The organism is Moorena sp. SIO4A5 (assembly GCF_010672005.1).
GTDB lineage: Bacteria > Cyanobacteriota > Cyanobacteriia > Cyanobacteriales > Coleofasciculaceae > Moorena.
In genome coordinates this window covers 1-13183 of record NZ_JAAHHZ010000153.1, presented here as the reverse complement: position 1 = coordinate 13183, position 13183 = coordinate 1, and the positions used below count along the sequence as shown (strand labels likewise).

Here is a 13183-nt window from a genome sequence, read left to right as displayed (position 1 = left end):
TGTCACTCGGATTTCACGAGGGGTGGAATTTCACCACCATGGTTATCAAGTTGTCATGGTTCATTTAACCAAGCAGCTAATCCTCCAAATCCTTATTGGATAAGGTTTATAGCTAACGAATCGCACCTCGAAATTGGTACCAACCTGCATCATTGATAGATTTGGCAAGACAGTGGTTTTTACCCAGGTTCTTAACTCTTAGATCTTCGTAGGCGACCAAGTCGTTAGACCGGATTACGCAACGTGCCGGAGACGAAACCTTAGAATAAAGAAGCCTTAATAACAAAGATTTAACCCTTTTATGCATAGCCGACTAACCATAAAGGCTTCTTTATTCTTACGGTAACTTCTAACCAGTCTCAAGGCATGTTCTTTACGTTGCCTACTTATTCTAAGATGAGTCCTACCTAGCCTATTAATTGCTTTCTTTCGGTTAGCAGAGCCTTTCTTTTTTCGGGAAACCCGACGTTGATAAAATTTTAAACGTTTTTCACCTTTTCTATAAAATCTAGGGTTAGGTTCGGAGTACCCATCAGAGTCTGTATAGAATTCTTTTAGTCCGACGTCTAAGCCAATGGTAAAACCAGTAGCTTCTAACTGCTCGGAATTATCTACTTTAACGCAAAACTGGACATAGTACCCATCGGCTCTTTGAACAATCCGAACCCTCTTGATCAGTTTCTGGTCGAATCTCCATAAGTCCCAGGTGCCCTTGAGTTTGACCTTCCCAATCCCCTTCTTGTCAGTAAAATTGATAAACTTCTTGTCTGGGGATAACTTCCATCCAGATTGCTTATATTCGACTGACCTAAAATGCTTCTTGAAACGAGGATAGCCTTTCTTCCCAGGAACCTTCTTTTTGCAGTTGTCAAAGAAGCGTTTAATGGCACGCTCTACGTTCTCAACAGAGGCTTGACAAGCATGACTGTTGAGGTCTTTGACAAACTTAAATTCATCTCTTAGTTGAGTGTTATAGCGATAGAGTTCCTTCTTTCCTGTACCACGATTGTCCATCCAGTAACGAAGCACCTTATTGCGGACAAAGCGAGCCGTTCTAATGGCTTCATTTATTGCCAACTTTTGAGGCTCTTTTAGGACAGCCTTGAACTCCATAACCAACACTTAAAATCACCTCCTTGGGATTAATGTATTACTTGCTATTATAGTCGATATCTTGAAGCAAAAGTTCGTATCGCTGTTAGGGAATAAATTCCTGTTCGGGCTAACCCCATGGATAGAATCCAGGGGCTTGCGCCCTCAGGTTTTTCGGTCAAATCACCCATGACTGTCCGATTACTGTCGAAGAAGCCTCTGAACTGGGTCTACCTATTACGGTTGGTCTACCTAAAGCTATTTATAAACTAATGGATTTGTACCCCCAACCTCAAGGTGGACGTCCATCGGTACAGTATATTCCTCTGCCCTATAAACCTACTCCTACTTTACCGGATACAAAAAGCAGTACTCTTAGTGGGGCTAAAAACCTTAGGGAAGCCCTACCATACGATTAAACCATCTGAAGAAGGAGAATTTAGGATAAATCTAGTAGGGCATACATCAACTATTTCCAGCATATCCCAATTTGGGGTTTTTGTGTCTTTTTCAGAGGGCAATTAGTAATTAGGTAAGCTATCAGCTATCAGCTATCAGCTATCAGCTATCAGCTATCAGCTATCAGCTATCAGCTATCAGCCATTAGCCGTAGGCAAAGCTACGGGAACGAGACAGCTTGTGAATAAAATAAGCTGACGGCTGAACGCGCACGGGTGAGCTAAAAGCTCACCGCTGACTGCTCAATACTTACTTAATTGATAATTGGTAATTTGATCTAGCAAAACTTTCCCACTACTAACCGAATTATAGGATAATACAATTGAGGTATGCGTTTGTCTCTGAGCCTTGATTCAATCTGAAACCTTAGAACTACTGGAATGGTCCCGCCTGTGCCAACACCTGGCTACCTTTGCGGCTACTAAGCTGGGAGCCTTTGCGGCTCGTTATCTCCACCCCCCAGCAACTCAACCGGAAAGCCTAGACCTGCTAGCCCAAACCAAAGAAGCTTACCAACTGGAAACTAGTTTAGACACAGGACTAACCTTTGACGGCATCCAAGATATTGGTGAATCTCTGGAGCGGGCAGAGCTTCAAGGCATTTTGTCTGGTGAGGAACTATTAGCGATCGCAACAACCTTAGCTGGTGTGAGGCGTCTACGGCGGTTTATTGAAGACCAAGAGGATGTCCCAATTCTGAAGGAACTGGTGGCTGACAGCCGCACTTACCCAGAACTTGAACAAGAAATTCACCGTTGTATCGATGACCGAGGCGATGTAGCTGACCGGGCAACCCCCAAACTGGCAGGCATTCGGACTCAGATTAAATCATTGCGAGACCGAATTTATGAAATCCTCCAGGGGATTGTCCAGCGTAAAGGGGGGGCATTACAGCAACAGTTAATTACTCAACGGGCTGATCGGTTTGTACTCCCGGTTAAAGCTCCCCAGAAAGATGCTATTCCTGGTATTGTTCACGATACCTCTAGCACCGGTGCCACCCTATACGTGGAACCGAAGGCTATTGTTAGCTTAGGCAATCAACTTCGGACCCGGCGGCGGCAAGAACAAGTGGAAGCGGAAGCAGTACGTCGTGCCTTGAGCCAACAAGTAGCAGCAGTTAAGCCAGACTTGGAACGGTTGCTGGTTGTAGCAACTACCCTGGATTTAGCTACCGCTAAGGCTAGGTATAGTCTGTGGTTAGAAGCCAATCCCCCTAGATTCATTGACCGCAATCAGAATGAAAGCATTACTCTACGGCAACTGCGCCATCCTCTGCTAGTTTGGCAGCAAAAACATGAACAAGGCACATCAGTGGTTCCGATTGATGTCCAGATTCAGTCCTACATTCGGGTAGTTGCTATTACCGGTCCCAATACTGGCGGTAAAACCGTTACGTTGAAAACTTTTGGTTTAGCGGCACTGATGGCAAAAGCCGGTTTATTTGTGCCAGCAAGGGAACCAGTAGAACTCCCTTGGTTTGACCAAATTCTGGCAGATATTGGGGATGAGCAGTCTATAGAACAGAGTTTATCCACTTTCTCGGGTCACATTCGCCGGATTAGTCGGATTATTGAGGCGATAACTACCCCAAAAGAAGAGTTACAGGTTGACAGGTTGAAAGTTGGAGGTTCTCAAGAGTTTCAGGTTGGTAGGTTGAAAGTCCTTCGCGAACAACCAGATAACCTTCAACCAGATAACCTTCAACCAGATAACCTTCAACCAGATAACCTTCAACCTGCCAACCTTGAAGAACCTTGGCCAAAAGGCCACGCTACGCGAACAACTCCTCGTGCGTCACTCGTACTATTAGATGAAGTAGGAGCAGGGACTGACCCCGCAGAAGGCAGTGCTTTAGCGATCGCATTACTGAAATACCTAGCAAACACCACACAATTAACCATTGCGACTACGCATTATGGGGAACTCAAAGCACTAAAATATCAAGACGAGCGGTTTGAGAATGCCTCGGTAGAGTTTGATGACCAAACCCTGTCACCTACTTACCGTCTATTGTGGGGTATTCCCGGTCGCTCCAATGCCTTGAGCATTGCTAGACGCTTAGGGTTAAACCCATCGGTGGTGGATCAGGCTCAAACCCTTTTGGGGGGAGCTTCGGAAGATGTGAATGAGGTAATTGCAGGTTTAGAAGCTCAACGGCGCACTCAGGAAACTAAAGCCCAACAGGCAAATCAGTTACTGCAACAAGCTGAATCTCTCCATCAGGAACTCTCTGAACGGGCAAAACTTTTGCAGGAGCGGGAACGGGAATTGAAGCTTTCCCAGGAACGGTCTGTGCAAGATGCGATCGCACAAGCTAAGAAAGAAATTGCCCAAGTGATTCGGCAGTTGCAGCAAGGCTCCCAAACCGCTCAAAATGCCCAAAAAGCCACAAACGCTCTTAAGGAGATTGCCCAGCGTCAAATCCCAGCCGCACCGCCTCCTAAGCCAAAACCAGGATTCCGTCCCAAAGTGGGCGATCGCATTCGCATCCCCCGATTGAATCAGACAGCCGAGATAATCAGCGCCGCCGATAATGGGGAGCTAACGGTACGCTTTGGCTTAATGAAAATGACCGTTGCCCTGGCAGATGTGGAATCGTTGGATGGACAAAAACCCGAAAATGTGGTAAAAACTACATCAAAACCAGCTCCAGCCCCAACCCCAGTCTCGCCGCCAGCAACGGCTGTGCGCACCTCGAAAAATACCATTGATATTCGAGGAAGTCGGGTAGCTAATGCAGAGATTGACATCGACCAAGCAATATCTAAGGCGATAGAGTTTGGAGTACTCTGGATTATTCATGGCAAAGGAACTGGTCGATTAAGACAAGGTGTCCACGCTTTCTTGGAACAGCACCCTCTCGTGGAGCGTTTTAAGCTAGCCGAACAATCTGAGGGTGGGACTGGTGTTACCGTTGCTTACCTTAAATAGGTTAGCAGGTTAGCAGGTTAGCAGGTTAACCGGTTAGCAGGTTAGCAGGTTAGCAGGTTAACCGGTTAGCAGGTTAGCAGGTTAGCAGGTTAGCAGGTTAACCGGTTAGTAGGTTAGCAGGTTAGCAGGTTAGCAGGTTAACCGGTTAGCAGGTTAGCAGGTTAGCAGGTTAACCGGTTAGCAGGTTAGCAGGTTAGCAGGTTAGCAGGTTAACCGGTTAGCAGGTTAGCAGGTTAGCAGGTTAGCAGGTTACAATGCATTTTTGAACATTCAACCAGACAACATTCAACCTTCAACCTTCAACCAGACAACCTTCAACCAGACAACCTTCAACCTTCAACCTTCAACCAGACAACCTTCAACCAGACAACCTTCAACCAGATAACCTTCAACCTTCAACCTTCAACCAGACAACCTTCAACCAGATAACCTTCAACCTTGGCCAATAGGCCACGCTACGCGAACAACAGACAACCAAAGCTTTACCAGCAGGAAACATACCTTAATCTTTCGTAGTCCTGTTTCCAAACCTGTAACAGCGACGGGTAAACCGGATTTGCTTTAGTAAAATAAAATTATGGTTTCCACTGTCAAGATGCCAAAATCACCTCCTGCTTGGGAGGATTTGCCTCTGAGTCAAGCCGCAGACTCAATCGATCTCGATAATATCAAAACCCAGCTAGATTTAGTCTTGCTTAGCCTAGAAGCTCTAGCAGGTATTGGCTCAGAGGAGATGCTGCAAGCTGCTGCTGAATTAAATTTAGAGTCAATGATCACAGACCGAGTAGCATTGTGGCGTCTGCGTCAGTCTAATCCCCTGCGCAAAAGTTCAGGAGGACGGAAAAAGCTGGATGTGGAGGAAGCGCGATCGCTAGTTTTAATCATCTGTCACTTGGCTAAAGACCATCAAGAACTAATCCGTCGTGCGGTGGCTTTACTCGAACAAATGACACAACAAAACAGTGAACCTCATCGTGCTGCTTTATTGGGAGATTATTTAGACAACTTTAATAACACTTACCGAGAACGGATGGTGCAAGAAGAAAAGGTGTCAACTGATAGTTTAAAGCAACTGGCTCTTAAACTATTAATCAAATTACTCTTCTATAGTGGAGCAAAAGGTCATCAGCGTTTATGGTTAGCCTTATTAGGTAAAGTATCTTAAGGATTGCATCCAGGAAAATATATAGCATTTATCAATTGGGTGAGGTACAAAATCCTGGTTTTTAGGAAGTAGGGAGTAGGGAATAGGGAATAGGGAGTAGGGAGTAGAGAGTAGGTAACTCATAAATGGTCAAAAATTATGTGTACCTCATAGCTATGATAAACGCTATAGCATTTTTGATAAAAAATTGATTAAAGAACGGAATAGGAACAGTAAACAGAGAACATTAGGAAAGAGAGCAGAGGATTTTTTGGTGTTATGATAAATCAGTATTGGGTTTTATGATTTCTTGGGAAATGCTATAGAAATCAACGATTAACGATTAACGATTAACGATTAACAATTAACAATTAACAAATGACTAATAAATAATCACCAATGACTAACATAGTCCTGCGACGTTACACTCCTCCTACCTGTACCCTATCAATTTGGGCAAACCGCTCACCCTTATCCCGCTGGGTGGGACAATCTGTGGTGAAGAAGTTGCGGTTTGAGTTGCGTTTTGATGACCCCCGCAAGCCAGAAGAACAACAGGTAACGTTACGAGGCAACGCAGAGGATTTAGATGTGTTGTATGAAGCGGTAGATGGCTATGTTCAGCACTTCCTTGAGCCGTCCCCAAAGCAACTGGTTGCCTCTGGAAACTCTAAGGCCGTAGGCCACGCTACGCGATCGGCTGAGGTTACTCCCTTAACTCTCCTAACTCTTCCAACCCCTCAGGAAGAAAATGCCACAGCAGTTCCAACTCAGCCTCAGCGCATCCATCTGCAATCGAAAGGCTTACTGAGCCATAGCCTGTTTCTGGGTAAGCTGGCTAATGAAGAATCTGGGTCAGTGGTTGATTTAAGTGCTACACAGCTGTTTGATTTAGCTACCGCTTTGGATGAATATGCGGCTGAAGTAGTATCCCTACCAAAACTCAATCAGCCCAGTTGGAAACCAGAATCATCCGCTTGGATGCGTACAGCAGCATCGATGGTGTTGGCAGTGGGTGTAACAGCAGCAGTGATTAAGTTGCTTGAGAAACCTCAGCCTGTTGAACAAGGGAAAACACTAACCACAGAAGTCCCAACAACAGCATTAGAGTCCAGCAAGATTGGGAAAAAGCGAGCCATCTCCCAGGTACCCCCAGCACCGAGCACTCCCATCCCAACTCCATCGGTACCACCCCGTCTGTCCCCAGGAACCAAGTTACCCCCACCGCCTCCCCTTAAGCCACCCTCTCCACCAGTACGCACTCCGCCACCGCCTCCCGTTAAGCCACCCTCTCCACCACCAGTACGCACTGCGCCAGCAATAGCTTCACGCCCGAATTCACGTCCGATGCTCAAGATTGTTCCTGCTCCAGCTAGGACACCAGACTCTCCCAAACTGAGTGCTGCTAGTTCTGTAGCTAGTTCTGCTGTTAGTCCTGTAGCTACTTCTGTTACTAGTCCTGTAGCTAGTTCTGCTGTTAGTCCTGCTGCTGCTCCTGGGGCTAGTAACGGTGAGGCACCTGTTTCTGAGGCTAGTAAAACTAATGTACCTACTGCTAAGGCAAATACCCAACCCAAACCAACTCCACCCAGTCCCATCGCTGTAGTACAAACTTTGTCAGAATTGCCGGTTATTAAACCAGCCCCTTCTCCTACTGAGCTGGAAACTCAGGATTCCTCTAGAGAAAGTCTATCGATCCCCACAGAAACAGTGGTAATCCCTGACGTTGAGTCTTCGATTTCTTCTACTTCTACTGCTTCGATTTCTTCTACTTCTACTTCTTCTACTACTAATGTGGCGGTTCAAGCCATCCCTGCTCCTCAACAGAATGTGTCTACTCTCGACAGAGGTTCTTCTACCTCTAGAATTATCGATCAAGCTGTGCCTGGACTGAATGTCCCGAGTAGCTCTGTTATCGATCAAGCTGTGCCTGGACTGAATGTCCCGAGTAGCCCTGTTTCTGATTCTTTAAACCCATCCGAGCCTACCGTTGCCAATCAGATATCTCAAAATACCCTGTTTGATAAGATTTCTCAGGTAGCAGAAGCTAGACGATATTTCCAGGAGCGCTGGCAACCTCCCGAAGGGCTACAGAAAACCTTGAACTATAGTTTGTGGTTAAATAATAATGGTACTATCCGACGTATAATTCCCCTTGGGCAAGCAGCGAAAACCTATATAGATAACGCCCCCATACCTCTGATCGGTGAAACTTTTGTGTCCCCTTTAGAAGGGGAAGGTATACCAAAAATTCGCGTGCTGCTACACCCGGATGGTAAGGTTCAAACGTTGTTGGAGGGAATGAATTGAGGTTATTGATTGTCAGAAAAATTTAGACCAAAGTAATCCTCCACAATCTGTACTATACGCTCCGCCGCACGACCATCCCCAAAGGGATTAATGGCATTTGCCATCCCCTGATAAGCTACTGAATCACTCAACAACAAACTTGCCGCCCCTACCATCTGTTCCGGGTCGGTTCCTACCAACTTACCAGTCCCAGCTGCGATCGCTTCCGGTCGTTCCGTGGTCTTACGCAATACCAGCACTGGCTTACCCAAACTCGGTGCTTCCTCCTGCAATCCGCCAGAATCAGTCATCACTAAATAACACCGTTGCATTGCTGCTACCAATTCCACATAATCCAGTGGTTCTGTTAAAAATACCCGCTCATGGTCACCTAACATTGCCCTTAGGGGTTCCCTGACCGTAGGATTACGATGGAGAGGTAACAATAACGCTGTATCTGGGAACTTATCTAAAATATGGAGGAACCCCTGGGCTATATCCTCCAGTGGTTTCCCCCAATTTTCCCGACGGTGTACTGTTGCTAAAATCGTCCGGTATCCTTCCCAATCTAAACCCGGAACCTCACACACTGGTTCCCGCTCAGCCACCATCAACAGGGCATCAATCACCGTATTCCCAGTTTTATGAATTGCGCCAGTGACCCCAGACCCCTGCAAATGCTCTACTGCCAGGGGAGTGGGGGCAAAATGTAATTGAGTAATCTGAGAAATCAGCCGTCGATTGGCTTCCTCTGGATAGGGATTAAACAAATCATTGGTGCGCAATCCCGCTTCGACATGACCCACCGGGATACGTTGGTAAAAGGCTGCCAAGGCCGCAGCAAAGGCTGTAGTTGTATCCCCCTGCACAACTACTAACTGGGGCTGCAATTCCTGAAATAATTCCTCTAACCCCCGTAAACTAAGACAAGTAATATCGGTCAGAGTTTGCTTGGGCTGCATAATTTCTAGATCCCGATCCGCCCTCAGGTCAAACATCCCCATCACCTGGTCTACCATTTCCCGATGCTGACCCGTTAACACCACCTGAGTCTTAAATTTACCAGAGCGTTGGAACTGAAGAATCACTGGAGCTAACTTAATTGCCTCCGGACGAGTTCCTAATGTGATACAGATTTGAATTGGAGACTTGGTTGAACCCTGGTTTAGGGTCTTGGGTGTAGGGTCTGGGGGAATTTCCAGGGGTTTCATAATTACAGCATTTCTCAATTGGCTGAAGTACTTTCGTTCTGGGTTGCGCGGGAATAGGGAATAGGGAATAGGGAGTAGGGCTAAGAGTCAGCGGGCGTGGGAAAACCGGGCCCGGGGAGGGAGGGTTGGGCTGCGAAAAATGTTCAACCGTTGCTACCCCTCAACACTCAACACTTAGCAATAACCCAAGCGAGTCAATAATAGAACAATTTCATCAATAGCATTACGGAGTTTAGCAGCAGATTGGTCAGATTGATTTACCAGAATACTCAATACCAAGGTTTGATAGTCAGGAATATCAAGATAGCCTGATAAGGCTGAGACACCACTTAATGTACCAGTCTTAGCCTGGAGCTTACCAACAGCTGCGGTATCACGAAAGCGATCGCGTAAAGTTCCACTAACCTCAGCCGTAGCCAAGGATTCTCGATAAACCTGAGCTAATGGGGTTTGTGCCATCAGTCTCAGAGTTTGTGCGATCGCAAACGGACTAGCTAAATTATGGCGAGATAGCCCAGACCCATCAGCCATACTATAGCTTTTTGGGTCAACCCCTAACTCCGTTAAGCTCTGTTGAACCGCTACCAGACCAAACTTAGGGCTAGACTCACTCCTTTCCTCTGTCTCCAGCTGGTGCAATAATGCCTCAGCATACAAATTATTACTCTGCTGATTGATTTCCTTTAACAATAGCGCTAACGGAAGAGATTCCACTGCTGCCAACTCTGTCGTTATTTCTGTATTGGTTATCTGTGTATTATTCACATTAGCTGAACTGTCTTTCACCAGTGCCTTAATCACCGCAATTCCCTCAGCTTCCAGGATACGGCGGAAGGACTCCAGGAAATAATCGGCTGGGTCACGAACTGCTAACCCCCAAAAGTCTGGTGCAGCATCTGCTGCCAGTTGACCGTTAATCACTAACACCGGCTCACCTAAAACTCCCATTATTTCCACTGAGTATGGTATTCCCGCCTTACCCGTAACAGCACGATTATCCACACGCCACTGTCTAGCCGCTACCCCATCACTCCAACTAACGCGCAATGGTTTACCAGGCTGTTGGGGCAATAGGGTTAGTCCAACAGTATTTTGATTGAGAATAAGTCGATTAACCGAAGCGCCATAGTATAGATAACTATCGCTCCACTCCCAGGTTGGATTGATAATACCATAGGGAGTATAGCCATCTTCTACAATTAACTGTTGCACCAACCTTACCCCTTGACCCTTTAGTTGTTGTGCCACATCTGTTAACTGGGTATTGCTTAAGCTTGGGTCTGCTTGTCCCACAATTCGTAAGGACGTCAAATAGGGGCTAGTGCCAGTACCATAAACCGGTGTGCGAATCCGGTATTGCTCACCTAGTTGACGTAACGCTGCTGCTGTGGTAAAGAGTTTGATATTGGATGCTGGGATAAAGAAACGTTCTGATTCAAGACTGTAGAGGGGAGCTGAGTCGGCTAAGGGTTGAATCAAAATCCCCCAACGCGATCGCATAAATTCGGGACGACTGATTATGGCATCAATGGCTGTAGTTAAGTCAGCAGGACAAATCTTTTGTCGAAAGGATTCCGGTTTCTCAACTACTTCAACTACTGTCGGTGTCGCCATCACCCCTTGCTTGATGACTAACTGTACAGCTAACCACAACAGCAGCAAAGTTATTGGTTTTCCCCATCGATGTAAGGGATTTGGCATAACTCACAACTCATAACTCACAACTGACCCACTGACGCCCTCAGCACTCAAATCATTTGTCTAATCCGCTAATGACTAAACTATTAAAAATTACTCCTCAACGCTGGCTGATTATCCTATCCCTATTGATTATTACACCATTAGGGATTTTTTCCAAATACTACTCTGGTCTTGGAGAAAAATGGGTTCATGACTACTCTGGTGATATTTTTTATGAGATTTTTTGGTGTTTATTGATATTTTTTATTATCCCCAATCCCCAAGCAATAACCCGAATTACCTTAGGAGTTTTTAGCGTTACCTGTGCCATAGAATTATTACAACTTTGGCCAACCCCTATATTAGCACCGATTCGTGCTTCCTTAATCGGTAAATTTCTCTTAGGAACTACCTTTGTATGGTGGGATTTCCTCTATTATGCCATTGGCAGCGTCTTAGGTTGGCTATGGTTACGGCAAATTTCGCAGTTCGGTAAACTGATTAGATAGGGTGCATCTCATATTTGTAAAAAAGAATGGGAAGTCTAGGAAGTGTGGGAAGTATGGGAAGTTTCTTAGACTTTTTGCCTAATTGTAAAAGCGATACATCGCTACTCCCGACTCCCGACTCCCGACTCCCTACTCCCGACTCCCGACTCCCTACTCCCTACTCCCGACTCCCGACTCCCGACTCCCTACTCCCTATTCCCTTTGTTATACCGGACTTAATATTACTCAAAACTAACGGATATTTCTACCTTGTCTTTTGGATCTAATCCAATATATTGAGCACGAATAGTAGTACCAGATTTAACAGGAACTAGGGGAGTCATGGAGCCTAAAGACAGTAAATCGCCTTTCTTCAAAACTTTACCTGATGCCTTCAAAGAATCTTTTAACCAAAGTACTACCTGTAACGGATTCCCTAATAAAGCACTACTTTTACCAACAGCTAACTGATTGCCAGCCTTATCTACCATTACAATCTTGATATTTTTTAATCGTTCTTCCCAATCAGGGGTAGCAGATAAAGGAATCGGTGTTCCTAAAACTCCCAAGCGAGCACCGACATTAATGGCTACCAAAGCAGTGCCATTAAGACTCACTTTTGGGTCATAAACTAAATCTGGTAGTTCCATGAAGGGAATGACGGCATCAAGAGCAGCTAATGCTTCTTTAGGGGTAGTAGCATTATTAATCTCTTCGCTACCAACTCTAACCATTAAGTCTCCTTCATATACAGGTCGAGTACCGAATTTGGCAGGGACAACCGCTCCACTGTTGAGCAACATCTTTTCGAGAAGTACACCTCGTATGGGTTCAGAGACTTTGAAGCGCTCTTGAGCAGCAGGATTAGTCAGTCCGGCTTTGTAACCTACAACGTTTCCTAAACTAGAGCTCAACTGTTGTACAAATTGGTCTTGCAAAGCCTGAGCTTGTTCAACGCTTAGCTGAGTCGCAACTGCCCTAGCTGGGGTTTTGTTGAGATAGCTAGTTGTCAATTCCTCCACCAGACGAGCATCAGGGGTTTGATCTAAAACTTTAGTAGAAGAGTTACTAGTTGAGTTGGAGTTATTCTTAGCCCCAGTGAGCTTGCAGCTTGGCACATATAGAACCGAAGCCAATAGTAAAATTGCTAGGGAAATAGATTTGATATGTTGCATGGTGTTGCTAGAGCTGTTTTCACTATTAAAACCATTTGGCATAACTCAAGAGCCGAAAATTGCTTTAGTTCCATTTTGTGGTGTTACTTCTGAGTTACAGAAGGGGAAGTATACATATAGAGAATTCACGACCAAGAGGAGGTAACCATAAGCGTAGACAAAAGCTTATAAAAAAGCGTACACAAAGGCGGGATGATTTCAGCTTATCCCATCACTGAATCAAGACACTAGTTGATCACGACTTTCGGCGAGCTAATCAGCAATCGGTAGTGTTGACGGTTAACTGTTAACGGTTGACTGAATACACTCAGCCATCAACGGGAAATCCCATTCCCTGTCTTCGAGGATCAGCTTCAAGAGATTATTAGTCCAAGTCAGATCATGTCCGGTTTAACACTGATCTCGGAACATCTGAAATGTTTAAGTGGAGTGTGAGCGTCTCACTGACTAGCCTATAGTCAGCTAGCAAAATCCTTACACTACAAAATAACAAGTAACAAGTAACGAGTAATAAGTAACAAGTCACAATTTCCCTGAATACGAAGTGATTAAGAGGTGCGCGCCCGTTCGCGCCCCGCGTTTGGCTTTGCCTAAAGGTGCGCGAATTTAATTCTTAATGGGTCAAGCGCACCTCCGGACTTGCTCTCATACCTTGGCGATTAGGAAATATATCAATAAGTAAAAATGAACCAATCACCAAACACTGGAACA

The 13183-nt window shown here is 45.5% G+C and carries 11 protein-coding genes and 1 pseudogene; 7 read left to right on the top strand and 5 right to left on the bottom strand.

Annotated elements, in window-relative coordinates:
* Nucleotides 1-127 precede the first annotated feature (127 nt).
* Nucleotides 128-1113: pseudogene (locus F6K57_RS29560) on the bottom strand (transposase); the annotation flags it as partial.
* A 161-nt stretch (nt 1114-1274) separates the two neighbouring features.
* On the opposite strand from F6K57_RS29560, the gene F6K57_RS29555 reads away from it, so the two are divergent.
* The 4 genes from F6K57_RS29555 to F6K57_RS29540 all read left to right on the top strand — a co-directional run bounded on the left by F6K57_RS29555 (nt 1275) and on the right by F6K57_RS29540 (nt 5650).
* Nucleotides 1275-1511, top strand: a complete 237-nt coding sequence (locus F6K57_RS29555) for a hypothetical protein (RefSeq protein WP_364304519.1) — start codon at nt 1275-1277, stop codon at nt 1509-1511.
* Nucleotides 1512-1899: 388 nt separating this feature from the next.
* A complete protein-coding gene (locus tag F6K57_RS29550) occupies nt 1900-4485 on the top strand; it encodes an endonuclease MutS2 (RefSeq protein WP_293071817.1) in 2586 nt (861 codons plus the stop codon).
* Nucleotides 4486-4747: 262 nt separating this feature from the next.
* Nucleotides 4748-4870, top strand: coding sequence for a hypothetical protein (locus F6K57_RS29545; protein WP_293024802.1), 123 nt, complete (start codon nt 4748-4750; stop codon nt 4868-4870).
* A gap of 192 nt (nt 4871-5062) precedes the next feature.
* Entirely contained in the window at nt 5063-5650 is a 588-nt protein-coding gene (locus F6K57_RS29540) for a DUF3038 domain-containing protein (protein ID WP_293024800.1), read from the top strand.
* On the opposite strand, the gene F6K57_RS29535 is transcribed toward F6K57_RS29540, so the two are convergent.
* The gene (locus F6K57_RS29535) at nt 5633-5773 is read right to left on the bottom strand and encodes a hypothetical protein (RefSeq protein WP_293024798.1); all 141 of its coding nucleotides are present in this window, start codon (nt 5771-5773) and stop codon (nt 5633-5635) included. The two genes, F6K57_RS29540 and F6K57_RS29535, sit on opposite strands and share 18 nt — an antisense overlap.
* Before the next feature lie 255 nt (nt 5774-6028).
* On the opposite strand from F6K57_RS29535, the gene F6K57_RS29530 reads away from it, so the two are divergent.
* A complete protein-coding gene (locus tag F6K57_RS29530; RefSeq protein WP_293071816.1) occupies nt 6029-7939 on the top strand; it encodes a DUF4335 domain-containing protein in 1911 nt (636 codons plus the stop codon).
* Between the two features lie 2 nt (nt 7940-7941).
* Here the strand turns inward: F6K57_RS29530 and wecB are convergent, their stop codons facing one another.
* Nucleotides 7942-9129 (bottom strand): UDP-N-acetylglucosamine 2-epimerase (non-hydrolyzing), encoded by a 1188-nt coding sequence (gene wecB, locus F6K57_RS29525; protein ID WP_293071815.1) that lies wholly within the window; start codon nt 9127-9129, stop codon nt 7942-7944.
* A gap of 174 nt (nt 9130-9303) precedes the next feature.
* Nucleotides 9304-10830, bottom strand: coding sequence for a D-alanyl-D-alanine carboxypeptidase/D-alanyl-D-alanine-endopeptidase (gene dacB / locus F6K57_RS29520; RefSeq protein WP_293071814.1), 1527 nt, complete (start codon nt 10828-10830; stop codon nt 9304-9306).
* A 71-nt stretch (nt 10831-10901) separates the two neighbouring features.
* Here dacB and F6K57_RS29515 point away from each other — a divergent pair, with 71 nt between their 5' ends.
* Complete coding sequence (locus F6K57_RS29515) at nt 10902-11318, top strand: DUF2809 domain-containing protein (RefSeq protein WP_293071813.1); 417 nt, start codon at nt 10902-10904, stop codon at nt 11316-11318.
* Between the two features lie 26 nt (nt 11319-11344).
* Complete coding sequence (locus F6K57_RS29510) at nt 11345-11584, top strand: hypothetical protein (protein WP_293071812.1); 240 nt, start codon at nt 11345-11347, stop codon at nt 11582-11584.
* Here F6K57_RS29510 and F6K57_RS29505 read toward each other — a convergent pair.
* Entirely contained in the window at nt 11540-12514 is a 975-nt protein-coding gene (locus F6K57_RS29505) for a hydratase (RefSeq protein WP_293071811.1), read from the bottom strand. The two genes, F6K57_RS29510 and F6K57_RS29505, sit on opposite strands and share 45 nt — an antisense overlap.
* Between the last annotated feature and the right edge of the window lie 669 nt (nt 12515-13183).